This window comes from Pantoea sp. SGAir0215, from assembly GCF_043543215.1.
Genome location: NZ_CP028031.1, coordinates 2,793,726 through 2,816,526, shown reverse-complemented (window position 1 = coordinate 2,816,526; position 22,801 = coordinate 2,793,726). Strand labels below are relative to the sequence as shown.

At 54.8% G+C, this 22,801-nt stretch carries 19 protein-coding genes; 11 read left to right on the top strand and 8 right to left on the bottom strand.

Going from position 1 to position 22,801, the window contains the following annotated elements; translation table 11 throughout:
• Window positions 1-6: 6 nt before the first annotated feature.
• Window positions 7-918, bottom strand: coding sequence for a glycine betaine ABC transporter substrate-binding protein (locus C1N64_RS13180; protein ID WP_039340281.1), 912 nt, complete (start codon window positions 916-918; stop codon window positions 7-9).
• A gap of 14 nt (window positions 919-932) precedes the next feature.
• Window positions 933-1,649 (bottom strand): ABC transporter permease, encoded by a 717-nt coding sequence (locus C1N64_RS13175; protein WP_006119222.1) that lies wholly within the window; start codon window positions 1,647-1,649, stop codon window positions 933-935.
• 377 nt (window positions 1,650-2,026) lie between these two features.
• Between C1N64_RS13175 and C1N64_RS13170 the strand changes: the two genes are divergently transcribed.
• Window positions 2,027-3,490: an MDR family MFS transporter gene (locus C1N64_RS13170; RefSeq protein ID WP_205950207.1), complete on the top strand. Its 1,464-nt coding sequence runs from the start codon at window positions 2,027-2,029 to the stop codon at window positions 3,488-3,490.
• 88 nt (window positions 3,491-3,578) lie between these two features.
• Here C1N64_RS13170 and C1N64_RS13165 read toward each other — a convergent pair whose 3' ends face one another.
• Window positions 3,579-3,875, bottom strand: a complete 297-nt coding sequence (locus C1N64_RS13165; RefSeq protein ID WP_033741733.1) for a DUF1161 domain-containing protein — start codon at window positions 3,873-3,875, stop codon at window positions 3,579-3,581.
• A 45-nt stretch (window positions 3,876-3,920) separates the two neighbouring features.
• Complete coding sequence (locus C1N64_RS13160; RefSeq protein WP_006119218.1) at window positions 3,921-4,244, bottom strand: DUF1283 family protein; 324 nt, start codon at window positions 4,242-4,244, stop codon at window positions 3,921-3,923.
• A 132-nt stretch (window positions 4,245-4,376) separates the two neighbouring features.
• On the opposite strand from C1N64_RS13160, the gene C1N64_RS13155 reads away from it, so the two are divergent.
• The gene (locus C1N64_RS13155) at window positions 4,377-4,703 is read left to right on the top strand and encodes a YnfA family protein (RefSeq protein ID WP_058702016.1); all 327 of its coding nucleotides are present in this window, start codon (window positions 4,377-4,379) and stop codon (window positions 4,701-4,703) included.
• A gap of 28 nt (window positions 4,704-4,731) precedes the next feature.
• Here C1N64_RS13155 and ydfG read toward each other — a convergent pair whose 3' ends face one another.
• Complete coding sequence (gene ydfG, locus C1N64_RS13150) at window positions 4,732-5,478, bottom strand: bifunctional NADP-dependent 3-hydroxy acid dehydrogenase/3-hydroxypropionate dehydrogenase YdfG (protein WP_277284234.1); 747 nt, start codon at window positions 5,476-5,478, stop codon at window positions 4,732-4,734.
• Window positions 5,479-5,877: 399 nt separating this feature from the next.
• On the opposite strand from ydfG, the gene guaD reads away from it, so the two are divergent.
• From guaD to dcp, 5 genes are read left to right on the top strand one after another with little or no spacing between them, the layout of a single operon-like run.
• Window positions 5,878-7,206 carry a guanine deaminase gene (gene guaD, locus C1N64_RS13145; protein ID WP_375123913.1) on the top strand — a complete coding sequence of 443 codons (1,329 nt, stop codon included), beginning with the start codon at window positions 5,878-5,880 and terminating at the stop codon, window positions 7,204-7,206.
• Window positions 7,203-8,642 carry a xanthine dehydrogenase small subunit gene (gene xdhA / locus C1N64_RS13140; RefSeq protein ID WP_367143010.1) on the top strand — a complete coding sequence of 480 codons (1,440 nt, stop codon included), beginning with the start codon at window positions 7,203-7,205 and terminating at the stop codon, window positions 8,640-8,642. The genes guaD and xdhA overlap by 4 nt, the downstream gene beginning before the upstream one ends.
• The gene (xdhB, locus tag C1N64_RS13135; protein WP_375123914.1) at window positions 8,632-10,989 is read left to right on the top strand and encodes a xanthine dehydrogenase molybdopterin binding subunit; all 2,358 of its coding nucleotides are present in this window, start codon (window positions 8,632-8,634) and stop codon (window positions 10,987-10,989) included. Before xdhA ends, xdhB begins: the two co-directional genes overlap by 11 nt.
• Window positions 10,986-11,762: a xanthine dehydrogenase accessory protein XdhC gene (gene xdhC / locus C1N64_RS13130; RefSeq protein WP_375123915.1), complete on the top strand. Its 777-nt coding sequence runs from the start codon at window positions 10,986-10,988 to the stop codon at window positions 11,760-11,762. The genes xdhB and xdhC overlap by 4 nt, the downstream gene beginning before the upstream one ends.
• A 60-nt stretch (window positions 11,763-11,822) precedes the next feature.
• Entirely contained in the window at window positions 11,823-13,865 is a 2,043-nt protein-coding gene (gene dcp, locus C1N64_RS13125) for a peptidyl-dipeptidase Dcp (protein ID WP_367143012.1), read from the top strand.
• Between the two features lie 34 nt (window positions 13,866-13,899).
• Here the strand turns inward: dcp and hpxO are convergent, their stop codons facing one another.
• Complete coding sequence (gene hpxO / locus C1N64_RS13120) at window positions 13,900-15,057, bottom strand: FAD-dependent urate hydroxylase HpxO (RefSeq protein WP_058708123.1); 1,158 nt, start codon at window positions 15,055-15,057, stop codon at window positions 13,900-13,902.
• 269 nt (window positions 15,058-15,326) lie between these two features.
• Here hpxO and C1N64_RS13115 point away from each other — a divergent pair, with 269 nt between their 5' ends.
• Together C1N64_RS13115 and ampC are read left to right on the top strand one after the other, a co-directional pair.
• Entirely contained in the window at window positions 15,327-16,508 is a 1,182-nt protein-coding gene (locus C1N64_RS13115; protein ID WP_054633737.1) for a glycosyltransferase family 4 protein, read from the top strand.
• A gap of 336 nt (window positions 16,509-16,844) precedes the next feature.
• Window positions 16,845-17,987, top strand: a complete 1,143-nt coding sequence (gene ampC / locus C1N64_RS13110) for a class C beta-lactamase (protein ID WP_394514869.1) — start codon at window positions 16,845-16,847, stop codon at window positions 17,985-17,987.
• Window positions 17,988-18,037: 50 nt separating this feature from the next.
• Here ampC and C1N64_RS13105 read toward each other — a convergent pair whose 3' ends face one another.
• Window positions 18,038-18,931: an SDR family oxidoreductase gene (locus C1N64_RS13105; protein WP_394514868.1), complete on the bottom strand. Its 894-nt coding sequence runs from the start codon at window positions 18,929-18,931 to the stop codon at window positions 18,038-18,040.
• Window positions 18,932-19,541: 610 nt separating this feature from the next.
• Here C1N64_RS13105 and C1N64_RS13100 point away from each other — a divergent pair.
• Window positions 19,542-20,291: a helix-turn-helix transcriptional regulator gene (locus C1N64_RS13100; RefSeq protein ID WP_039340302.1), complete on the top strand. Its 750-nt coding sequence runs from the start codon at window positions 19,542-19,544 to the stop codon at window positions 20,289-20,291.
• Here C1N64_RS13100 and C1N64_RS13095 read toward each other — a convergent pair.
• A complete protein-coding gene (locus C1N64_RS13095) occupies window positions 20,263-20,895 on the bottom strand; it encodes an acyl-homoserine-lactone synthase (protein WP_006119202.1) in 633 nt (210 codons plus the stop codon). The two genes, C1N64_RS13100 and C1N64_RS13095, sit on opposite strands and share 29 nt — an antisense overlap.
• A 521-nt stretch (window positions 20,896-21,416) precedes the next feature.
• Here C1N64_RS13095 and C1N64_RS13090 point away from each other — a divergent pair.
• Complete coding sequence (locus tag C1N64_RS13090; protein ID WP_054633740.1) at window positions 21,417-22,796, top strand: MFS transporter; 1,380 nt, start codon at window positions 21,417-21,419, stop codon at window positions 22,794-22,796.
• Window positions 22,797-22,801: the final 5 nt, after the last annotated feature.

Genomic DNA, 22,801 nt, shown 5'->3' with positions numbered 1-22,801 from the left:
GCCTCCTTACAGCATGTTTTTGGATTGAAGGAAATCGCGCGCCACCTGTTCCGGTGACTGATGATCGATATCCACGCGCTTGTTCATCTCGGTGATGGCCTCATCCGTAATCAGCGATGAAAGCTGATTCAGCGCCGCCTCAAGGCCGGGATGGCTCTCCAGCACATCTTTGCGTACGACCGGCGTCACGTTGTAGCTGGGGAAGAAGTGCTTATCATCTTGCAGCACCTTGAGATCGAATCCTTTTACGCGCCCATCCGTGGTGTAAATCAAGCCCGCATCAACAAAACCGTCGCGGATCGCGTTGTACACCAGACCCGGGTCCATCTGACGAATTTGCGGTCTGTCCAGCGTGAGGTTGTAGGTCTTCTGCAGCGGCTTCATCCCATCCGAACGGCCATAGAACTCCAGATCCAGCCCCAGTCGCCAGTTATGTTTCGGGTCGGTTTTGCGCACCTGATCAATTTTGGCCACCAGTTGCGACAGGGTAGAAATACCTTCTTTATCCGCCCGCGCCCGCTGCATGGCAAAAGCATAGGTGTTGTTCATCGGGGCTGGATTAAGCCAGATCAGCCCCAGCCTGCCATCCAGATTTTTAACGGTCTGGTAAGCTTCCTGTGAGGACATGGGCTTGTTGATATGGTTGAAAATAATCAGTGAGGTACCGGTATATTCCCACGTCATGTCGATTTGCTTGTTAATCATGGCATTTCGACTGATTGTCGTGGCAATGTTGCGTTTTGGGATAACCTGAAACCCTTTCTTTTGCAGCCACATCACGGTCATGGCAGAAAGGATGTGTTGTTCCGTAAAACTTTTCGTCGCCAGCACCAGCGGGGCGGCAGCCTGAACGCTCTGGCTGAGCGCCAGCGTCGCCGTCAGGGCCAGCGTACAGTGCTTAATCCAACGCGTAAGCATCATCAACTCCTGTTTTATGCCGCAGCGTGCGGACTCAGATAACGGCCTAACGTCGCCAGCAACATATCCAGTATCAGGGCCACTAACGCCGTTGCCACCGCGCCCAGAATCAGGACCGGGAAGTCATTGAGGTAAATCCCCGGAAAAATCAGCTCGCCAAAGCTGCTGGCACCAATCAGGAAGGCAAGCGGGGCGGTGCCAACGTTAATGGCTGTCGCAATGCGCACCCCTGCCAGAATGACCGGCAGCGCATTCGGCAGCTCAACCTGACGCAGGCGTTGCCATTTTGTCATGCCGATACCGTTAGCGGCTTCAATCAGTGAGGGCGGAACGGCGCTCAGTCCGGCATAGGTGTTGCGGACAATGGGGAGCAGCGAGGCCAGGAACAGGGCAAACAGCGCCGGCTTATCGCCAATGCCGATCACCACCATGGCCAGCGCCAGTACGGCCAGCGGCGGCAACGTGTTGCCCACGTTAAAGATTTGCATGACATATTCTGCCCAGCGACGGGCAAAGGGACGGCTTAGCAGGATCCCACTGGGAATACCGACCAGCAGGGCAAACAGCATTGACCAGAACACTAAAAACAGGTGCTGTTGGCCAAGATAGATGAGATCAACGCGGCGGGCGACCAGTGTATCCCAGCCCAGCCCCCAAACCAGTGCGCCCAACACTGCTATCACAGCAAGCAGCGCCAGACCGGCACGTTTGGCCAGCGAAGCGTTATGCATACGGATTCTCCCTGTAGACCAATCTGTTGTTATCAAACCCTGAACCGACATGACAGACGCCACAAAAAGGGCCGCCGCGTCCAAAACCATGCCGATTGTTAAACGTGTAAAACGTTTGCGAATTTCTGCGTAATTTCGTTAATCACAGTCAACGCAGTTTTAAACCTATAGCAACGTCAAGCGAAGCGCGCCAGCTTTTATCGGTAAAATCATGGAGATAGCATGGGGGCAAAATCGCCGCAGCCCTTACTACAACTGGTTTAACAGCGAAACTACCTGATTTACCCCGATTTACGTGACAATGTCACAAAAGCGCTGAATTGATTCCTGGATGTGCAGATTTGCGCTAGCCTTAGGGAACGCAAAAAGGGAGCATCATGATCAACAGCACTTCCGCGCCGCTGCGCCGCAACTGGATTCTTTTCGCCTGCATGCTCGCCATGTTTATGGCCGCCATCGAAGTCACTATTGTGGCCACCGCGATGCCAACAATTGTCGCCGAGCTGGGGGGCTTTGCGCAGTTTGGCTGGGTATTTTCGGTTTACCTGCTGACGCAGGCCATAAGCGTACCGCTTTATGGGCGCCTGGCGGATCTGTGGGGCAGAAAGAGGATGCTGTTTCTGGGCATCACGCTTTTTTTGGCAGGGTCGGTGTTATGCGGTTTTGCGCGCAGCATGTTTTGGCTCATCGTGTTCCGCGCCTTTCAGGGCCTGGGCGCGGGAGCCATCATGCCGCTGACGTCCACGATTGTGGCCGATATCTATTCCCCCCGTGAGCGGGCCAGCGTGCAGGGCTGGCTGTCCAGCGTCTGGGGCGTGGCGGCGATTGTCGGGCCGCTCTCGGGCGCGTGGCTGGTCCAGCACTTCAACTGGTCGGTGATTTTCTGGGTCAATGTCCCGATTGGCATCATCAGTATGCTGTTGCTGGCCATCCTGCTGCCAACACATCCACAGAAACAGCCGGCCCCGTCACTGAATCTGATTGGCAGTGGCTGGCTGACGCTGTGCATCAGCGCCGTACTGATTGCCCTGTTACAGGCAGAACAACTGGGCTACTGGCTCCTGTTGTTTTTACTTGTGGGCGGGCTGGCCGGCTGGCAGTTAACCCGCCATGAACAGCAGGCACAGGCGCCCCTGTTTCCGATGCGTCTCTGGCAGAGTAAGCTGATTATTGCCGGCAATATAGGCAACCTGGTGATTGGGGCGACCATGATGGGCGTCAGCGCGTTTTTACCGACATGGATACAGGGCGTCACGGGCGGTTCGCCACTTCAGGCCGGCACCGCGCTGGCGATGATGTCCATCGGCTGGCCGCTGGCCAGTACGGTGAGTGGCCGCCTGATGCTGTTCACTTCCTATCGTTTTACCGCCCAGTTGGGCGCATTATTGTTAATTGCTGGCAGCGCCTTACTGCTGCTGTTACACAGAGAAAGTTCGCTACTGCAGGCGGGCTTCACCTCATTCCTCATCGGCACCGGCATGGGGATGACCAGCACGACGTTTCTGGTGTCTGTGCAGAATCATGCCGAATATGGCATTCGCGGTATTTGCACGGCGTCGGTAATGTTCAGCCGTATGATTGGCTCCGCGCTGGGAACGGCGGTGATGGGCGCCGTGCTAAACCTCAACCTGCAGTGGCGGTTGCCACATGCAGAGGACCCGGTGCAGCAAATTATGTCGCAGACAACCCGCGACCAGTTGGCCCCGGATGAGCTGCAGCACCTGTTACAGGCGATTGCTGCCTCACTGCACTGGGTGTTTATCGTGGCGTTGGTTATCGCGTTATCGGCGATGTGGGTCGCCGGAAAAATGCCGCGTCAGCAGCCGCAACAGGCCGACTGATACCGGGTCGTTTAGTCGTCAGGGTGCGATTCGGACGGGAACAGGAGAGAAAACGAAAAAGAGAAGGGCGACAATGTCGCCCTGAGCGTTACTGCGTTGAGGTGTCCTGCGAGCTACCCGCGCTGTCAGGGACCGCCGCCCCGTCATCGCGACCCAGCTTTTTATAAACGATTTTCTGTGTGTCGTTATCGCAATGACCGACAACCTGTCCGCCCGCCTGGTCGGCCTGATCGTTGGGCACCACATCCAGACTAAAGCCTGATTCGGGCACACCGTTCTGGATAATTTTCTGGCTGATATCCGCTTTTACGGATTCACAGGAGGCCTGCGCCAGCAGCGGGAATGCCAAAAACGTCACTGTCAGTAATGCATGCTTCATCTTCATAACCTTTTCCTTTTGTCATGCGTCAGTCATTACTATAGCTGAAAATTACGGCAGTACCGGACGACCGGTGCGGCGATCCAGACAGCGCAACGTGTTGGGTTCCCAGTAGGCATTCAGGTTAGCGCTCTGCTCACACTTGTCACGGGTATCAAACGCGCGGTCCGCTTTATCAAACTCTTTTTCCACCCGGCGGTTCACTTTATTGCGCAGCATGTGCGTGTCATTCCACTGCTCTTTACTCTGACGGGCCGCTTCATTATTCAGCGCGCTACTGCCATTTTCAATTATCAGGCGATCGGTGTTAGCACTCACGCCAAATGCCGTGACAGAAAGCAGGGCCACCATCAGAACCGGAAGCAATTTTTTCATCGTAATATCCTTCAGTTAACACGGGCTTACCTGTGGGTAAACTTTTGCAGCCTGTGCGCAATAGTATACCATTGCCGCTCAGATGCTCACCAGCAGTGTGCATGTCGTTTACCTGCCTGAGAGATTAACGTGCTGATCAAGACTGCATTACTGTTTTTTATTACCGCCCTGGCAGAGATCACAGGCTGTTTTTTGCCCTGGCTGTGGCTGAAAAAGGGCGCGTCGGCCTGGCTGTTAGTGCCTGCCGCACTGAGTCTCGCGCTGTTTGTCTGGCTGCTGACGCTCCATCCGGCGGCAAGTGGGCGCGTATACGCGGCTTACGGCGGCGTTTATGTTCTCACGGCGCTGGTCTGGTTGCGCATCGTAGACGGGGTGAAGCTGAGTATCTGGGACTGGAGTGGTGCGCTGATTGCGTTCAGCGGCATGTTGATTATCGTGCTGGGCTGGGGCAAAGCGTAAAAAGCCAGCCCGAGGGCTGGCCTCTTAATCAGGATTTATGCACTTTAAGGCCTGCCAGCGTCTGGCTGACGGGCATCATTTCCAGGGTGTTGATGTTGACGTGTTTGGGCAGGGTTGCCACCCAGTAAACCGCTTCAGTCACATCTTCCGGCGTCAGTGCCGTCGCGCCCTCATAAACCTTATCAGCCTTGTCATCGTCGCCTTTAAAGCGCACGTTAGAGAATTCGGTGCCGCCAACCAGGCCTGGCTCAATATCCGTTACGCGCAGGGCGGTGCCGTGCAAATCGGTGCGCAGGTTCAGGCTGAACTGACGAACAAAGGCTTTGGTGGCCCCATACACGTTACCGCCCGCATAGGGCCAGCTTCCGGCAATCGACCCGATATTAATGATATGACCGACGTTACGCTCAACCATCGCAGGCAAGACGGCGCGCGTCATATACACCAGCCCCTTCGTGTTGGTATCGATCATATTTTCCCAGTCATTCACATCTGCCCGGTGCGCCGGTTCAATGCCTAATGCCAGACCCGCGTTATTGACCAGTACATCAATGTCGCGCCATTCTGCAGGGAGGTGTGCAATTGCCTCTTCAATGGCGGCCCGGTTGCGCACATCCAGTTGCACCGTATACAGGTTGTCGCCCAACGCGTCTTTCAGCGCTTTCAGACGTTCTGCGCGACGGCCGCTTGCGATCACTTTGTGTCCTGTTTCGATGAACCGGCGGGTAATGCTCTGACCAAACCCTGCCGTTGCCCCCGTAACAAAAATAATCATCGTGTTTCCCTTATTCCGTTTCATGGTGTTCCTTTCACCTTAACACGGCATTTTTGGCGATGTCCGCTGAATTTTACGTGCACGGTCGCCCACGGTCTGCGCCGTTTTCGTGCAGCCTGCCCCGTTATTGTGCAAGCGCGTCAGACCGGCAGGACGCATTTTGGCCATCATTATGCAGGCAACCGATTGCGAAAGAATGGCAACCGTTTGCGTCGTGTATTAAGACGTTTTTTCGTTGCGCAACGAATAATTTTGATTAAGTTATTGATATATAGGTTTTAATTTTATAAACAAGGCTGGCATGACTCTTGCAACTGGCATGACTCTTGCAAAATGTTAAGACAGAGACCAGGGTTAAGGCACAGGGCGACATTTACCCCGCCCGGCAGAGGAAACATTATGCTGACATATACGGACGCGGCGATTCGCGCCAGCTTCTTCGATTTTGCCGCAGTGGCACACGATCCCGAATCGATACTGGCGCAGGCACGCTATCTGGACGATGGCGTGCTAACGCTGCGTGAAGGGCGTGTTGTCGATCTGCGCCCCTGGCAGGAGAGCACAGACAGCCTGAATGCAGGCGGCATGATTGACCTGCGCGGTAAGCTGATCATCCCGGGCTTTGTCGATTGCCATATTCATTATCCGCAAACGGAAATGATCGGTGCCTTTGGCGAGCAACTGCTGGAGTGGCTGAATCAGTACACTTTTCCCGTGGAAGCGCAGTATCACTGCCCGGATCATGCCGCGCAGATGTCGGCATTTTTCCTGCAGCAGTTACTGGCGAACGGCACGACCAGCGCGTTGATTTTCGGCACGGTGCACCCGCAGTCGGTAGACGCGCTGTTCAGCGCAGCCGAGGCGCTCAATATGCGTATTATCGCAGGCAAAGTGATGATGGATCGCAATGCGCCGGACTACCTGACAGAAACGCCAGAAGAGAGCTATGCCCAGACGGAGGTGCTGATTGCGCGCTGGCACGAGCGCGGCCGCCTTAATTATGCGCTGACGCCGCGTTTCGCTCCGACCTCTTCTCCGGCGCTGCTGGAGAAAGTTCAGGCGCTTCGCCAGCGTTATCCGGATGTCTGGGTTCATACGCACCTTAGCGAAAACCCCCACGAAGTGGCCTGGGTGAAGCAGCTTTTTCCTGACCAGAACGGTTATCTGGATGTGTATCATCAGTATCAGCTGACCGGGCGCCGCAGCGTATTCGCGCACTGTCTGCATCTGGAAACACAGGAGTGGCAGTGCCTGCATGATACGAACTCCGCCATAGCATTTTGCCCCACCTCAAATCTGTTTCTGGGCAGCGGCCTGTTCAATATCCAGCGGAGCTGGCAGCAGGGCGTTAAGGTGGGCATCGGCACCGACGTAGGCGCCGGCACCACCTTCAATATGCTGCAAACGCTGGGAGAAGCCTACAAAGTGGGGCAACTGCAGCAGTACAAACTGAGCGCCGCAGAAGCGTTTTATCACGCCACACTGGGCGGCGCCCATGCGCTGGATCTCGACAAACACATCGGTAACTTCGCCCCGGGCAAGGAAGCGGACTTTGTGGTGCTGGATCCCGCCGTGTCCGCCTTGCAGAGGTTACGCATGGCAAACAGTAAAGATATCTGGGAAAAACTGTTTGTGCTGATGACGCTCGGCGATGACAGAAATATCGTACAAACCTGGGTTAACGGTCGCCCCGTCTGGCAATCCGCTGCAAAGGAGAACGCCGCATGATTCAGTTCCTGCTTAATGACCGTCCCGTGACAGAAGAGCAGCTCGATCCCAATCTGACGGTCCTGTCGTATTTGCGTACGCATCAGCGTCGCTGCGGCACTAAAGAGGGCTGTGCCTCCGGCGACTGCGGCGCGTGTAGCGTCACATTGGGCAGTGTCGTAGACGGGAAGCTCACCTACCAGACCGTGAACAGCTGCCTGATGCTGGTCAGTGGGTTACAGGGTAAGCAACTCATTACGGTAGAGGATCTACGCCAGGGAAAAAGCCTGCATCCGGTACAGCAGGCGATGGTGGACTGCCATGGCTCGCAGTGTGGATTCTGTACGCCGGGTTTTGTCATGTCGCTGTTCAGTCTGCAAAAAAACCAGCCTGAGTGGAATCGTCAGCAGGCCGAACATGCGCTGGCGGGTAACCTGTGCCGCTGTACCGGCTACCGTTCCATCATGGCGGCTGCCGAGCAAAGCCTGAGCGATGTTCAGCCCGACAGCTTTGATCGTCAGGCACAGCAGGTGACTGAACAGCTGATGAACCTGACACACGAGGCTATCCAGACGCTGGAAAAGAACGGTCGCACCTGTTTTATCCCGAAAACCGTGCAGCAGCTTGCCGAATGCTGTATCGCCCATCCTGATGCCGCATTGCTGGCGGGCGGCACCGATCTCAGCCTGCTGATTACCCAGCGCGACCAGCATCTCCCCAAAATGATTTCCCTGGGGCAGGTTGACGCACTGAAAGCCTGCGGCGAGGACGATAAACACTATCAACTGGGTGCCGCTGCGTCGCTGGAGCACATCGCCGATTTTATGGCGACGCGGATTCCGGGTTTTGCCGGAATGCTGACGCGCTTTGCCTCGCTACAAATTCGTCAACTCGGCACGCTGGGCGGCAACCTTGCGAACGCTTCGCCGATTGGTGATGCCTCGCCTACGCTGCTGGCGCTTAATGCATCGCTACTGCTGCAGCACGGCGACACGCAACGTACCGTGCCGCTAGATGGCTTTTTCACGGGCTACCGACAGACGGTGCTAAAGCCGGGGGAGTTTATTCACACCATTCTGATTCCTAAAGTGACGGTGTCACCGGATTTTGTGGCCTGGAAAGTCTCAAAACGACTGGATGACGACATTTCAGCGGTGTTTGCCGCCTTTAATATTCATACCGATAACGGCATCGTCACGCGTGCGCATATTGCATTCGGCGGTATGGCGGCAACGCCGCTTCGTGCGGTCGCCTGTGAACAGGCGCTGTGTGGTGCCGCCTTATCGCCGGAAACGCTGGCGAGAGCCTGTCAGGCGCTGGAAGCGACGTTTCAGCCGCTGAGCGATTTCCGGGCCAGCGCAGATTACCGTCTGCAGGTCGCCTGTAACCTGTTGCGTCGTTATGTTTACCGTTCAAACGGACTCGCCATCACAGAGGTAAGCCGCTATGTCTCATAATCGTCCGGCATTGCCTGATTCTGCGTTACCCGTCCTGTTCGCCAGCGATATGACCACGGGCGTAGGACGTAGTCAAAAACACGAAAGCGCGGAAAAACACGTCTCCGGTGAAGCGCAATATATTGATGATAAAGCAGAACAGCCGGGCTTACTGCACCTTTGTCCGCGTCTGAGCGACCACGCGCATGCGCGTATTACACGTGTCGATCTGCAACCCTGTTACGCGGTTCCGGGCGTAGTTCGCGTACTGACCTGGCAGGATGTGCCCGGCGTCAATGATATCGGGCCCCTACAGCCAGGCGATCCGCTTCTGGCAAAGGATATCGTCCACTATGTGGGCCAGATTGTGATTGCCGTACTGGCCGAAACGCCCGAAGCGGCGCGTCAGGGCGCTAACGCGGCGATGATTGAGTACGCCATTCTTCCGGCGCTGCTGGATGTCGAAGACGCGCTGAAGCAGGGCAGCTTCGTGCAGGAACCCCATATTCATCAGCGCGGTGACGTTGAGGCGGCACTGGCGCGCGCGCCGCATCGGGTTCAGGGGGCGTTCCACATTGGCGGACAAGAGCATTTCTATCTGGAAACGCAAACCGCCCTGGTGATTCCCGGCGAAGACAACGCATTGCAGGTCTTTTGTTCGACGCAGAACCCCACTGAAATTCAAAAGCTGGTGGCCGAAGTCATGGGCATCACCATGAACAAGGTCACGATTGATATGCGGCGTATGGGCGGCGGATTTGGCGGCAAGGAAACCCAGGCCGCCGGTGTTGCCTGCCTGTGTGCTGTCGCCGCCAGGCTGACCGGGCGCGCCGTGAAAATGCGCCTCGCGCGGCGTGATGACATGCGTATTACCGGCAAACGGCATCCGTTTTTTGTGCGCTACGACGTGGGGGTTGAGGATGACGGCCGCTTGTGTGGCGTGAAAATCGATCTGGCAGGTAACTGTGGTTACTCACTGGATCTCAGCGGATCGATTGTGGATCGGGCAATGTTTCATGCCGATAACGCGTACTACCTCGGCGATGCGCGGATTACCGGTTACCGCTGCCGCACCAATACCGCGTCCAATACTGCGTTTCGCGGGTTTGGCGGCCCGCAGGGCATGGTGGCGATAGAGCAGATTATGGACCATATCGCCCGCGAGCGCGGAATCGATCCGCTGACGCTGCGTAAACGGAACTACTACGGTAAACACGAGCGCAATATCACGCATTACCACCAGCAGGTGAAAGATAATCTGCTGGATGAGATCACGGAACAGCTGGAAATCAGCAGTGATTACCACGCGCGGCGGGAAGCCATCGCGGCCTTTAACGCCAGCAGTCCGCTGCTAAAACGCGGTCTTGCGCTGACGCCGGTGAAGTTTGGGATTTCTTTCACCTCAAGTTTTCTCAACCAGGCCGGTGCGCTGATTCTGATCTACACCGATGGCACAGTACAACTCAACCACGGCGGAACGGAAATGGGCCAGGGGCTCAATACCAAAGTGGCGCAGATTGTCGCGCAGGTGCTGCAAATCGATATCGATAAGATCCAGATCACCGCCACAGACACCGGCAAAGTGCCCAATACATCGCCGACCGCGGCTTCCAGTGGTACGGATCTGAACGGCAAAGCGGCGCAAAATGCGGCGGAAATCCTGCGTGAACGCATGCGCACTATGCTGTGTTCGCTGCATAACTGTCTCCCCGAGGCGGTAAGTTTCAACAACGGCGTGGTGCGCGCAGGCGATCACTATTACACGTTCGCTCAGGTCGCCCAGCTTGCCTGGCTGAATCAGGTGCCGCTCTCCGCGACGGGATATTATCGCGTGCCTGGCATCCACTACGATCGTCAGGCTGGTCGGGGCGAGCCGTTTTACTATTTCGCTTACGGGGCCGCCTGTTGCGAAGTGATTGTGGATACGCTGACGGGCGAATACCGGTTATTACGGGCGGATATTCTGCATGATGTCGGGGCCTCACTGAATCCAGCCATTGACATCGGTCAGGTCGAGGGCGGCTTCGTGCAGGGGCTGGGCTGGCTGACCTGTGAGGAACTGGTCTGGAATGACAAAGGCCAGTTGATGACGAACGGTCCGGCCAGCTACAAAATTCCGGCAATCAGCGATGTGCCCGCCGATATGCGCGTCACACTGGTCGAAAACCGTAAGAATCCGGAGGATACGGTATTCCATTCCAAGGCAGTGGGCGAGCCGCCTTTCATGCTGGGGATCGCCGCCTGGTGCGCATTACAGGATGCGGTCGCCAGTCTCGCGGACTATCGCCAACATCCGGGGCTGGACGCGCCTGCTACGCCGGAGCGGGTATTCTGGGGCGCACAGCGTATGGCCGGGAGGCGCGGATGATTTTCCATGACTGGATAAGCATCCTGCACCATCTCCGTGAAACGCGCCAGCCTTGCGTACTGGTCACTGTGCTGCGCGATCGTGGCTCGGTGCCCCGGGACGGCGGCGCTAAAATGGTGGTGACGGCGAAGGAAACCTTTTTAACAATTGGCGGCGGACATATGGAATTTCAGTGTATCGCGCAGGCCCGCGCACTGCTGGAAAGCGGGCAGGCCAGCCCGCACACAGAGGATTTCAGTCTGGGGGCACGGCTGGGCCAGTGCTGCGGCGGTATGACCACCATGTTATTCGAACCCCTGTTACAGGCACAGCCGGAAATCCTGGTATTTGGCGCGGGCCATGTGGGTCAGGCGCTGGTGAATGTGCTGGCAACGTTACCCTGTCACATTAACTGGATTGACAGCCGGGAAAATATTTTTTTATCCGTGCCGCCCGGGGTGCGCATCCAGCAGCCTGACGATCCGCTGGACGCAGTGGCTGAGGCGCCCGCTGGCAGCTATTATATCGTGATGACGCACCACCATCCGTTGGATCTGGCGCTCTGTGAAGCCATTCTTAAGCGGGGAGATTTCCACTACGCGGGCGTCATTGGCTCGCAGACAAAAAGCCAGCGCTTTCGCTATCGTCTGGCCGGCAAAGGCATCGACGACGTCCGGCTGGCGCGCCTGCGCTGCCCGGTGGGCTTACCCGATGTAAAAGGGAAACTGCCTGCCGAAATCGCCGTGGCGATTGCGGGTGAGATTATTGCGGTGTACCAGCAACAACGCGGATAGGTTGTTCTGCCCGAGGCGACCTGCCACTATGAAACACTGTGTAGACTATCAGGAGCGCCTATGAACGCCCGTCAAAACCCTTTCTTTAGCGTCAGCAGTCTGCCTTATCACACGCCACCGTTTGACCAGATTCAGGAAACGGACTTTTTGCCCGCGCTGCAGGCCGGTATCGAAGAGAAACGTCAGGAAGTCCTGGCCATTGCGACATCCGCTGATGCCCCGACGTTCCAGAATACCTGTGAAGCGCTGGAGAAAAGTGGCCAGCTGCTGACCCGGGTAAGCCTGGTGTTTAATGCCATGACCTCGGCGAATACCAGCCCCTATTTACAACAGATCGATGAAGAGATTACGCCGCAACTGACCGCGCTTAATGATGAGATCATGCTGAATCGTCCGCTGTTTTCACGCATCGATCAGGTCTATGTGCAACGAAACCAGCTGGATGCCGAATCCAGACGTCTGGTAGAAATTCTCTGGCAGCGCTTTCAGCTTGCCGGTGCCAATCTGCCCGAAACGCAGAAACAGCAACTGAAAACCCTGAATCAGGAGGCGGCGCGGCTCAGTACCCAGTTCACGAATAAGCTGCTGGCGGCCACGAAGGCCGGCGGTCTGGTCGTCGAGGATGTGCAACAGTTAGCCGGTCTGAGCGCGTCCGATCTGGCCGTCGCCAGGGCCGCCGCGAAGGCGCGCGGTCTGGAAAACGCGTGGCTGTTGGTGCTGCAAAACACGACGCAACAGCCCGCGCTGCAATCGCTGACGGTGCGCGCAACGCGCCAGGCCCTGTTTCATGCGGCCCTGACGCGCAGTGAGAAAAACGATGATAACGATACCCGACAGTTAGTGCTTCGGCTGTCACAGGTGCGTGCCGAACAGGCGAGGCTGTTAGGATTCGCCAGTTTTGCGACCTGGCAACTGCAGGATCAGATGGCCAAAACGCCCGAGGCCGCTCTGGCGTTTATGCGTAATATTGTGCCTGCCGCCCGGGCAAGGGCCGAACGCGAAGCCGCGGCGATTCAGCAAACGATCGACAAGCAGCAGGGGGATTTTACCCTCAGCGCCTGGGACTGGAATTTCTACGCCGAGCAGGTCAGGCGAGCGCAGTACGATTTAGATGAGAATCAGATCAAGCCCTATTTTGAGCTCAACACGGTCCTGGAACAGGGCGTTTTCTGGGCGGCCACGCAGCTTTATGGTATTACGTTCGCGCAATGTCACGATCTGCCGGTTTACCATCCGGATGTACAGGTGTACGAAATTTTCGATGCTGACGGGAGTGGGCTTGCGCTGTTTTACACGGACTTCTTCAAACGCGACAGTAAAGGCGGTGGCGCCTGGATGAGCAACTTTGTTAATCAGTCCACGCTCCTCGACAGCAAACCCGTGATTTACAACGTCTGCAACTACACGCAACCCGCGGAGGGGGAACCCGCGCTCCTGAGCTGGGATGAGGTGATAACCCTGTTTCATGAGTTCGGGCATACGTTGCACGGCCTGTTTGCCAGCCAGCGTTATCCCAGCCTGTCCGGCACAGCAACGCCACGTGATTTTGTTGAATTCCCTTCACAAATCAACGAGCACTGGGCCAGCGAGCCACAGGTGTTTCGTCATTATGCCCGCCATCACCAGACGGGTGAGCCGATGCCCGCCGAGCTGCATGAAAAAATCATCAGGGCGGGCAAGTTTAATAAAGGCTACGAGATGAGCGAGCTGCTGGCCGCCGCGTTGCTGGACCTACACTGGCACAGCCTGGATGGCAGTCAGCCGGTACAGTCTGTTGACGGATTCGAGCAACAGGCGCTGCGCAGTGATGATCTCGATATGGCGGCCGTCCCGCCGCGCTATCGCTCCAGCTATTTCCAGCACATCTGGGGCGGTGGCTATGCCGCGGGTTATTACGCTTATATCTGGACGCAGATGCTGGCGGATGACGGCTACCAGTGGTTCGTCGAAAACGGCGGGCTGACGCGCAAAAATGGCGATATTTTCCGCCAGCAAATCCTGTCTCGCGGCAACAGCAGTGATCTCAAAGCGTTATATGAAGCCTGGCGCGGGGGCGAACCGAAGCTTGAGCCGATGTTAAAAAATCGCGGCCTGGCCGACTGAACAACAAAGGGCGGAGAATCCGCCCTTTGTTTTTTTACCCCAGCGGACCGCCTTCAATGGTCTCGCACAAGCCCGCCAGTACGCGCTCGCCGGTTTCATTTTTTAATGACTGATACCACTCCGACGTCATCACCGGATCTTTTGCATGCGTGATATCACAACGCTTGCGCGCTTTCAGAACCAGGTCTTTGACACGGTCAACGCGGCGCGCCTGATAACGCAGCAGCGCATCTTCGATGCCAAGCGAATGCGCAGCCAGGGCTGAAGCCAGTACAATGGCATCTTCCATCGCGGCACAGCCGCCCTGACCAATATCCGGCGTGGTGCTGTGCGCGGCATCGCCAAGCAGCACCACCCGGCCTTTCACGAAGCGCTGAAACGGCTCGATATCGTGAATTTCAACCCGGTTGGTGGTGTCCACATCAATGGCCGCAATCAGTTTTTGCACCGGGGCTGCCCAGCCGCTGAAATAGCGGCGCAAATCGTCACGTGCGGTAGTGCGGTCCTGTTCCAGCCCCGCAGGCAGCGGGACATCAAAGAAAAAGTAAAAGCGGTTTCCGCTTACCGGCATTAACGATACGCGCTTGCCATCCCCTACAAAGGTTGTCCACTGGTCCGCAGGCGCGATGGACTCATCAATGTTCACCAGACCGTTCCAGTTCACATAGCCCGCGTAACGGCGGGGCAGCTTTTCCCCCAGCACATAGTCCCGCACAACAGAGTGCGTGCCGTCTGCCGCGACCAGAAAATCGCCTTCAGCCTGGCTGTTGTCTTCGAAGGTGGCGACAACGCCCGTGGCGTGCTGTTCCACCTGCACGATACGTTTACCAAAATGCACTCTGTCGCGGCCGTAGGCATCCAGTAGCATGGCCTGCAACTCGGCGCGGGCAATCGGATAGGGGAATTCACCTACCTGCTGCACCAGCGGCGATAAACTGAACCGTGTCAGGGTTTCACCCGACAATGCATCCTTATAGGCCATAAAGGCCATATTACCCCCCAGCGCGCGGACTTTGTCTTTCAGGCCCAGCGAATTCAGGCATTTCACGCCATTTGGCCAGACCGAAATCGCAGCGCCGACGGGCCGAATGGTTTTTACCGCCTCATAGACTTCCGTCTGGAAACCCTGTTGCTCCAGCGCGAGGGCCGCCGTCATGCCGCCCATTCCGCCACCGATAACGATCGCTTTCATATGTTCTCTCCTTTGCATTGCGTCATATCTTGCAATTTTTGTTCCAGGCAATGAAAAGGCGGCAACCCGCATGAACAGGATGCAACTCGCTGATATTGAGGAATAATCTTTTCAGCCTGCACGCAAACCGTGCAAAAGTCCGCACCGCACCAGTGCAGGAATATTCTGTAAACCACATAAACCACGCGCTTTTAAGATGTTGCCTATGAAACATGCAATTCAGAGCGTGATATAGATCACGCCCTATGACAACGACTTCGGAATCTTTCATGAAAATTGGCATCAGCAATACGCACTATCCGGAGCAGCGCAATATCCTGGTGAATCCGGACAATCACTACATCAACCTGAAAAAGCGCAACCTGTTTTATTTCCTCAATCCGCTGCGTACACGTTTACTCAAGAAGAATAAACGCTTTGTGTTTGTCCCCGTGCCCTTCGCAATGGGGGAGAAGCCCGATATCCTGCATCTGTTTAATGAAGTCGCCATTACGCCCATGAACTGGGTCGCGACCTTCGAGACTGAGCTGCCGCGTGTTCTGCCTGTAGCGGGCGTCGCCAAGCAGGATAATCCTGAACTCAAACAACTGATTCCGTATTTGCTCAAGGATAACTGTTTTGGCCTGATCGCCATTTCCGATGCCACCTTACATATTCAGATGAAGCTGTTTAAACCCGATGTCGCCGCGAAAATTCGCGCAAAAACGTTGGTGATGCATCCACCGCAAACCCTGTTTACGCAACAGAAGCGCCCACGGCAAAGCGATAAACTCCGCCTGGTGTTTGTTGGCAACGAGTTTTACCGTAAAGGCGGCGCAGAAGTCGTGCTGGCCATCAGCGAGCTGATTGAAACGGGACAGATTGATGCTGGCCAACTCGACGTTCAGTTGATTGGTGAGCTGACGAAACGTCATAATGTTGCCCATCGTGCTTTCCAGGATAACGACGCCTTTTATCGGGACATTGAAGATCGCATCAAGCGCCATGCCTGCTTCACGCACCATTCCCGCAAGGATAATCGTGAACTGATGCAGTTGTTCCAGCAAACCGATGTGGGGTTGCTGCCGACCTGGCAGGAAACCTACGGGTTTTCCGTACTGGAAATGCAGGCCAGCGGCTGTCCGGTATTGACCAGTAACGTTCGTGCGTTGCCTGAAATTAATCCGCCCACCGCCGGTTGGCTGATTGATGGCGAACTCAACGATGACCGCGAATATCAGGTCAACAGCGAAGCCGAGAAACACCGGCTACGTCGGGCATTAATAGACGGCATTAAGACAACCCTGCTGGACATTCTTGCGCAGCCACAGCAGTTAACGGAAAAAGGCGAGGGCGCGATTCTGCGCATCAAGCAGCAGCATGATCCGCGTCAGTATTGCGCCAGACTGAACGATATTTATCGCCGTGGCGTGGTCCAGGCCGTGGAACATCCGCCCGCGCTCTCAATTTAGCAAGATTTACCAGACGTTATGCGTCAGAGTCATCATACTTGTCTGACGCATATCTCTGGAGATCGGTTATGAAAAACTTGTATGCTCTGCTGCTGACCTGCTTCATGGGCAGCAGCGCCCTGGCGCAGCCCGCTCACACGTTTCCCCCTCGCACACCGTTGCCGCAACTCACGCCCGTCGCGGCGAAATGTGATCTCTCCAGTTGTCAGACTCGCTGTTATGTTGAGCAATCTCATTGTAATACGCGAAACTCAAGTGACTGCAGTACTCAGGCACAGCTCTGTGTGCAATCCTGTGCGGCACAGTGTCAATAACCTGTCACCTGAATGAGTACTGATGAAATCTTTTCTCACTGCATTACTGATTGCGTTTACCGCCAGCGCCCAGGCGGCTGACTTGTCGTCTCAGACCATCGCCGAACGGGTGAAAAGCGTGATTGATCCGCTGATGGCGCAGCAGGGCATTCCCGGCATGTCGGTCGGCGTGCTGTATAAAGGTCGCCCTCAGTACATTAACTTTGGTGTGGCCGATACCGCGAGCGACCGGCGGGTAACAGAAAATACGCTGTTCGAACTGGGGTCCGTCAGTAAGACATTCACGGGCGTGCTGGCGGGCGTGCTGATTCGTAACGGTGCGCTGCGTCTGAACGATCCGGTCTCCCGCTACTGGCCCGCGTTAAACGGCCCGCAGTGGCAAAGCCGACGGATGGTCCATCTTGCCACCTACAGCGCAGGCGGACTGCCGTTACATCTGCCCGATGAGGTAACCAGTCAGGATGAACTACTGGCTTACGCGCAGCAGTGGCAACCGGACGCCGCGCCGGGTACACAGCGTCACTATTCTCATGTCAGTATTGGTCTGCTGGGCTATTTGATGGTGAAGGGGGAATTTGAGGAGGCGATGCAAAAGGACGTTATCACGCCGTTGCGGCTGACACGCACCTTTTATACGGTGCCCCCGTCGATGATGTTTGATTACGCCTGGGGTTATCAGGACGGTAAACCGGTACGCGTCTCGCCGGGTATGCTGTCAGCAGAGACCAGCGGCGTGAAGTCCACCGCGCGCGACGTGATGGCTTTTATGCAGGCCAATGCGAATCCTAATGGATTGTCGTCCGGGAATACGGCATTGCGCAATGGCATTCTGACCGCGCAGTCTCGTTACCTGCGCGCAGGTGAACTGTATCAGGGGCTGGGGTGGGAAATTTACCCCTGGCCCATTGACAGCCAGACGATTGTTGCCGCCAGTGACAGTCAGGCCGCGCTGTCCACACAGCCCGCGACCATTCTGAGCCCGGCTCAACCCATGGATCGCGCCAGTTGGGTGCACAAAACCGGCTCCACAAAGGGCTTTGGTGCCTATATCGCGTTCGTCCCGCAACAAAACAGCGGGGTAATCCTGCTGGCCAATAAAAACTATCCCAATCCGGAGCGTATCAAAGCGGCGGTTGCCATCATGGCTATGCTGGCATCGGACTGAACTAAAAATGGCCGCACAGGGCGGCCATCATATCGACGGAGATCGATGCGTTACACTGTGCCTGTACCGCCGTCTGAACACCACACCTGGCCGGAGGCAAAACTGCACTCATCGGAAGCCAGAGTGACATAGAGCGGTGCGATTTCAACCGGTTGACCGGGACGGCCCAGAGGCGCATCAGCACCAAACTGTTCCACTTTTTCCTGCGGCTGGCCGCCACTGGGCTGCAGCGGTGTCCAGTACGGACCTGGCGCAACGGCATTCACGCGGATGCCTTCCGGCCCCAGCTGTTTTGCCAGCGCTTTGGTAAAGGCTACATTACAGGCTTTGGTCTGCGCATAATCTAGCAGGATATCGCTGGGTTTAAACGCCTGCACAGATGAGGTATTAATAATCGCTGCACCGCGCGGCAGGTGAGCCAGCGCCGCTTTTGTTAACCAGAAGGGCGCGTAAACATTCGTTTTAAAGGTGGCATCGAAATCTTCGGTGCTCAGCGTACGAATGGATTCATTAAACTGCTGGCGTCCGGCATTATTGACCAGAATATCCAGTCCGCCCAGTTTGTCGGCGGCTTCATTCACCAGTTCCTGGCAAAAGGCTTCAGAACGCAGATCGCCGGGAATGGCGAAGGCTTTACGGCCTTCGGCTTCAATCAGTTTAATCACTTCAGCCGCATCGGACTCTTCTTCTGGCAAATAGTTAATTGCCACATCGGCACCTTCACGTGCATAGGCGATGGCCACAGCGCGACCGATACCGGAATCTCCCCCTGTGATCAGGGCTTTACGGCCAGTCAGACGACCGTGACCACGATAGCTGGTTTCACCGTGGTCGGGTGGCGGGTCCATTTCGCTCGCCAGGCCGGGTGCCTGCTGCGGCTGCTGTCTGAACGGCGGCTTCGGGAAACGATCGGGATCGAGAATAGCCTTATTTGACGTTGTCATGCGTAAGCTCCTTAAACAGTCGTGTCAGAGAACTTAAGCCTGGCACAGATGTGATTTTTGTCACATTCAAATGCTTATTATTTGCGCTCAGGCAGTTAAAAAACGGCAAAAAGACGTTTTTAATCCCCTGAATTTACCGATAAGCGCAGCGGAAACAGTGGAATATAGGGCCAGCGGGGCCGCATTCAGGGGCGCAGACCAGCCTGACAGGAAACAGAGAGGGCGTGCACGAAAGGGGAATAGCGCCTAAGTGGCTGAGAAACTAGCAGTTATTACGGGAGAAAATAAGAGATTGTATTAACAATCATTAAGGGGGAGAATTGCTGCAGATTGAGTAACCGTGAATGTTTGTACAAATGTTTCAAAGATGTTACTATGAGTGTCCCGGCCAGCATCACTTTATATTTTGTGACGTCTGGCCGGACGTTTTCCCTGGTGTTGGCTGTTTTAGCGACCTGGCCGTACAGGTCAGGTTTTTTTTTACCGCTAAACAACTGAAGCCATTGTAACCTCTGAATGATTCATTGTAAGTTACTCTTAAGTATCATCTTACCTGTACTATAGTGCAGGTTAAGTCCACGTTAAGTAAAAGAAGCAGCATGGAGCCTGAATGTTTTCTTTTTTCCTTGAAAATCAAACAATAACGGATACGCTTCAGACTTACATACAGAGAAAGTTATCTCCGCTGGGTAGTCCGGATTACGCTTACACTGTTGTGAGCAAAAAAAATCCTTCAAATGTTCTGATTATTTCCAGTTATCCTGACGAATGGATTAGGTTATACCGCGCTAACAACTTTCAGCTGACCGATCCGGTTATTCTCACGGCCTTTAAACGCACCTCGCCGTTTGCCTGGGATGAGAATATTACGCTGATGTCCGACCTGCGGTTCACCAAAATTTTCTCTTTATCCAAGCAATACAACATCGTTAACGGCTTTACCTATGTCCTGCACGACCACATGAACAACCTTGCTCTGTTGTCCGTGATCATTAAAGGCAACGATCAGGCTGCGCTGGAGCAACGCCTTGCTGCCGAACAGGGCACGATGCAGATGCTGCTGATTGATTTTAACGAGCAGATGTACCGCCTGGCCGGTACCGAAGGCGAGCGAGCCCCGGCGTTAAATCAGAGCGCGGACAAAACGATATTTTCCTCGCGTGAAAATGAGGTATTGTACTGGGCGAGTATGGGCAAAACCTATGCTGAGATTGCCGCTATTACGGGCATTTCTGTGAGTACCGTGAAGTTTCACATCAAGAATGTGGTTGTGAAACTGGGCGTCAGTAACGCCCGACAGGCTATCAGACTGGGTGTAGAACTGGATCTTATCAGACCGGCAGCGTCAGCGGCCAGGTAGTGACTGCGACGGGCGGACAGCCCGTACGTGACACCACATCACCACCGAGTTGCTGCTTGTCATCCTGACCTGCTGGCAGCGTCAGCAAATAGATACGTTCCTTTTCGGTCAGGAAAGCCTCTTTAATCACTTTGATTTGCCAGCCAGAGCGAGTGAGAATTTTCAACATCGCGCGGCTGACAATCGTATAGATATTGCCGTAGGCATTATTTTGCGCCCAGTTCACCATCGCTAAAAACAGGACCTGGCTGATAGGGTAGTGCTCACCTAACAGCGCACGTGCGCGGGCTTTGTCGACAAAAAAACGGCTGGATTCGGTACCATAGGCGGGCAGGGTGACATCACTGAAGCAATGCTGAAAAGTGTGCGTGATCATGTTGGGACGATCGAGGCTGGTAAAACGTACGCTGCACACTAATTGTCCTTCGCAGATTCCCAGAATATAACGTGTACCGGGCCCATCAAATTCATCGGACTCCATTCCCTGACTGCAAATGACTTCCCATCCCAGACGATCGCTAAATGTTTTCTTGCGAAGTTTATAAAGTTCTTCTGAACGGGTGGTTTGCAGTTCTTCGTAACTGACGTCAAACAGTTCAAGCATTCCATTTCCTCTTAAAAGTTACTGCGGCCCTCGCGGTTATCCTGCACTGATTTTACAAGCTTTTCACTATGACGTTCAGTTAATTAACCATTATTCGAGCGAATGGCGTCGTTTTCTGTCTGTCAATGGGCAGGATAAAGCGTCTCAAGCGGTAAAACTGTCCCTGAAGGGATATTATTTGTCATAACGCGGCAGAACACAATACAAATAGTAACTAAACAATACTATTTCAAAAATGCATATTTTCCCAGTCGGTTTGTGCTAAAGGGGCATTTAACAGATTAATGCCAGATGCGCATCGCTATTTTTCATCCCCGGTTCGCGTAAAATTTTATATTAGAGAGTAATCAATATGTCCTGTATCACAAACCACAGAAAAAACTAAAAATCATAATTTGGCTGTTAATTTCGGTAATTGTTGACCTGGCGCAGTTTACTAATACTTGAGCCGGGCCTGCCTGCGCGTGGGCCAGGGATAGCTGATTAAGACAGGTAATTACCGAATTATAAGGCGAATTATAATGACTATATCCTCTGAGCTTAAAACGAAAGAAAAACTGGGTTACGGCATCGGTGATGCCGCCAGTTCGATGGTATGGCAAACCGCCACCTTATTTCTGGCCTATTTTTACACGGATGTGTTCGGCTTACCGGCCGCGATTATGGGCACCATGTTTTTAGTGGTGCGCCTGGCCGATGCGTTTGTCGATCCCTGTATTGGGGCACTGGTCGATCGTACCCGAACCCGTCATGGCCGTTTTCGCCCGTGGCTCATGTGGTTCGCGATTCCGTTCGGCGTCAGTTGCCTGATCACCTTTTACGTGCCGGATGCAGGCCCGACCGCCAAAATTGTCTATGCCTGCGTCACCTATGCAATTCTCAGTTTTATTTATTCTGCTGTCAATGTGCCTTACTGCGCGATGCCCGGAGCCTTGACCCTGGATCCACGCGAGCGCCATTCGCTGCAATCCTGGCGGTTTGCCTGTGCGTTTATCGGCGGACTGGTGGTCACGGTGATCGGCCTGCCGCTGGTCGAATTGCTGGGGCAGGGAGACAAGGCAAAGGGTTACCTTTACGCCATGGGCCTGATGGGATTTCTGGGCGTGGTGTTAATCTACTGCTGCTTCTTTATGACGCGTGAGCGTTATTTACCCCACAACGATACAGCGGGGTCAATGTGGTCGGATCTCAAGCTGCTCGCTAAAAACAATCAGTGGCGCATCATTATTATTTTTAACATCCTGCTTCTGACCGCCGTCGTGACGCGCGGCTCATCGACTCTGTATTACATGAATTATGTCTTACGGCGACCTGACCTGGTCTTTACTTTTATTGTGACGGGCATGATAGCCGCATTATGCGGTGCATTTTTATCAGAACGTATATTAGGAAAATTCGACCGCATTCGTGCTTATCAGGTCTGTCTTGTCAGTTTTGTTTTCTTTCTGACGGTCATTTATTTAATTCCACCGTCCCAGGTCTGGTTAATCATTGGGTTAAATATTGTTTTTGGCTTTGTTCAGAATCTGACCACGCCTGTTCAATGGAATATGTTTTCTGACGTCGTGGATTATGAAGAACATCGCAGCGGCAGACGTCTCGACGGCCTGGTTTTCTCGACCGCCTTATTTGCCATCAAATTTGGCCTGGCCATGGGCGGTGCCGTCGTGGGCTGGATCCTCGGTCTGGTGCACTACCAACCCGGCGTCGCTGCACAGTCACCCCAGGTCATTACCACCATCAACCTGATGCATAACATCATCCCCGGCGTGCTGTTTATCGCCATGCTGCTTCTGCTTTTTTTCTATCAACTTAACAGCCCGCGAGTCAATGCGATTGCCGAAGCGCTGGCGGCAAAACGCGCCGCAGAAGCCCGACACGATGCTGAAAACACAATTTGATCTCA

Coding starts and splice junctions, on each gene's coding strand:
- C1N64_RS13165 (WP_033741733.1), bottom strand. CDS start 3,875: ATGAAGATGAAGCATGCATTACTGACAGTGACGTTTTTGGCATTCCCG.
- xdhA (WP_367143010.1), top strand. CDS start 7,203: ATGATTCAGTTCCTGCTTAATGACCGTCCCGTGACAGAAGAGCAGCTC.
- C1N64_RS13095 (WP_006119202.1), bottom strand. CDS start 20,895: ATGCTTGAACTGTTTGACGTCAGTTACGAAGAACTGCAAACCACCCGT.
- C1N64_RS13160 (WP_006119218.1), bottom strand. CDS start 4,244: ATGAAAAAATTGCTTCCGGTTCTGATGGTGGCCCTGCTTTCTGTCACG.
- xdhB (WP_375123914.1), top strand. CDS start 8,632: ATGTCTCATAATCGTCCGGCATTGCCTGATTCTGCGTTACCCGTCCTG.
- hpxO (WP_058708123.1), bottom strand. CDS start 15,057: ATGAAAGCGATCGTTATCGGTGGCGGAATGGGCGGCATGACGGCGGCC.
- C1N64_RS13175 (WP_006119222.1), bottom strand. CDS start 1,649: ATGCATAACGCTTCGCTGGCCAAACGTGCCGGTCTGGCGCTGCTTGCT.
- dcp (WP_367143012.1), top strand. CDS start 11,823: ATGAACGCCCGTCAAAACCCTTTCTTTAGCGTCAGCAGTCTGCCTTAT.
- C1N64_RS13090 (WP_054633740.1), top strand. CDS start 21,417: ATGACTATATCCTCTGAGCTTAAAACGAAAGAAAAACTGGGTTACGGC.
- guaD (WP_375123913.1), top strand. CDS start 5,878: ATGCTGACATATACGGACGCGGCGATTCGCGCCAGCTTCTTCGATTTT.
- ampC (WP_394514869.1), top strand. CDS start 16,845: ATGAAATCTTTTCTCACTGCATTACTGATTGCGTTTACCGCCAGCGCC.
- C1N64_RS13180 (WP_039340281.1), bottom strand. CDS start 918: ATGCTTACGCGTTGGATTAAGCACTGTACGCTGGCCCTGACGGCGACG.
- C1N64_RS13100 (WP_039340302.1), top strand. CDS start 19,542: ATGTTTTCTTTTTTCCTTGAAAATCAAACAATAACGGATACGCTTCAG.
- xdhC (WP_375123915.1), top strand. CDS start 10,986: ATGATTTTCCATGACTGGATAAGCATCCTGCACCATCTCCGTGAAACG.
- C1N64_RS13115 (WP_054633737.1), top strand. CDS start 15,327: ATGAAAATTGGCATCAGCAATACGCACTATCCGGAGCAGCGCAATATC.
- C1N64_RS13170 (WP_205950207.1), top strand. CDS start 2,027: ATGATCAACAGCACTTCCGCGCCGCTGCGCCGCAACTGGATTCTTTTC.
- ydfG (WP_277284234.1), bottom strand. CDS start 5,478: ATGATTATTTTTGTTACGGGGGCAACGGCAGGGTTTGGTCAGAGCATT.
- C1N64_RS13105 (WP_394514868.1), bottom strand. CDS start 18,931: ATGACAACGTCAAATAAGGCTATTCTCGATCCCGATCGTTTCCCGAAG.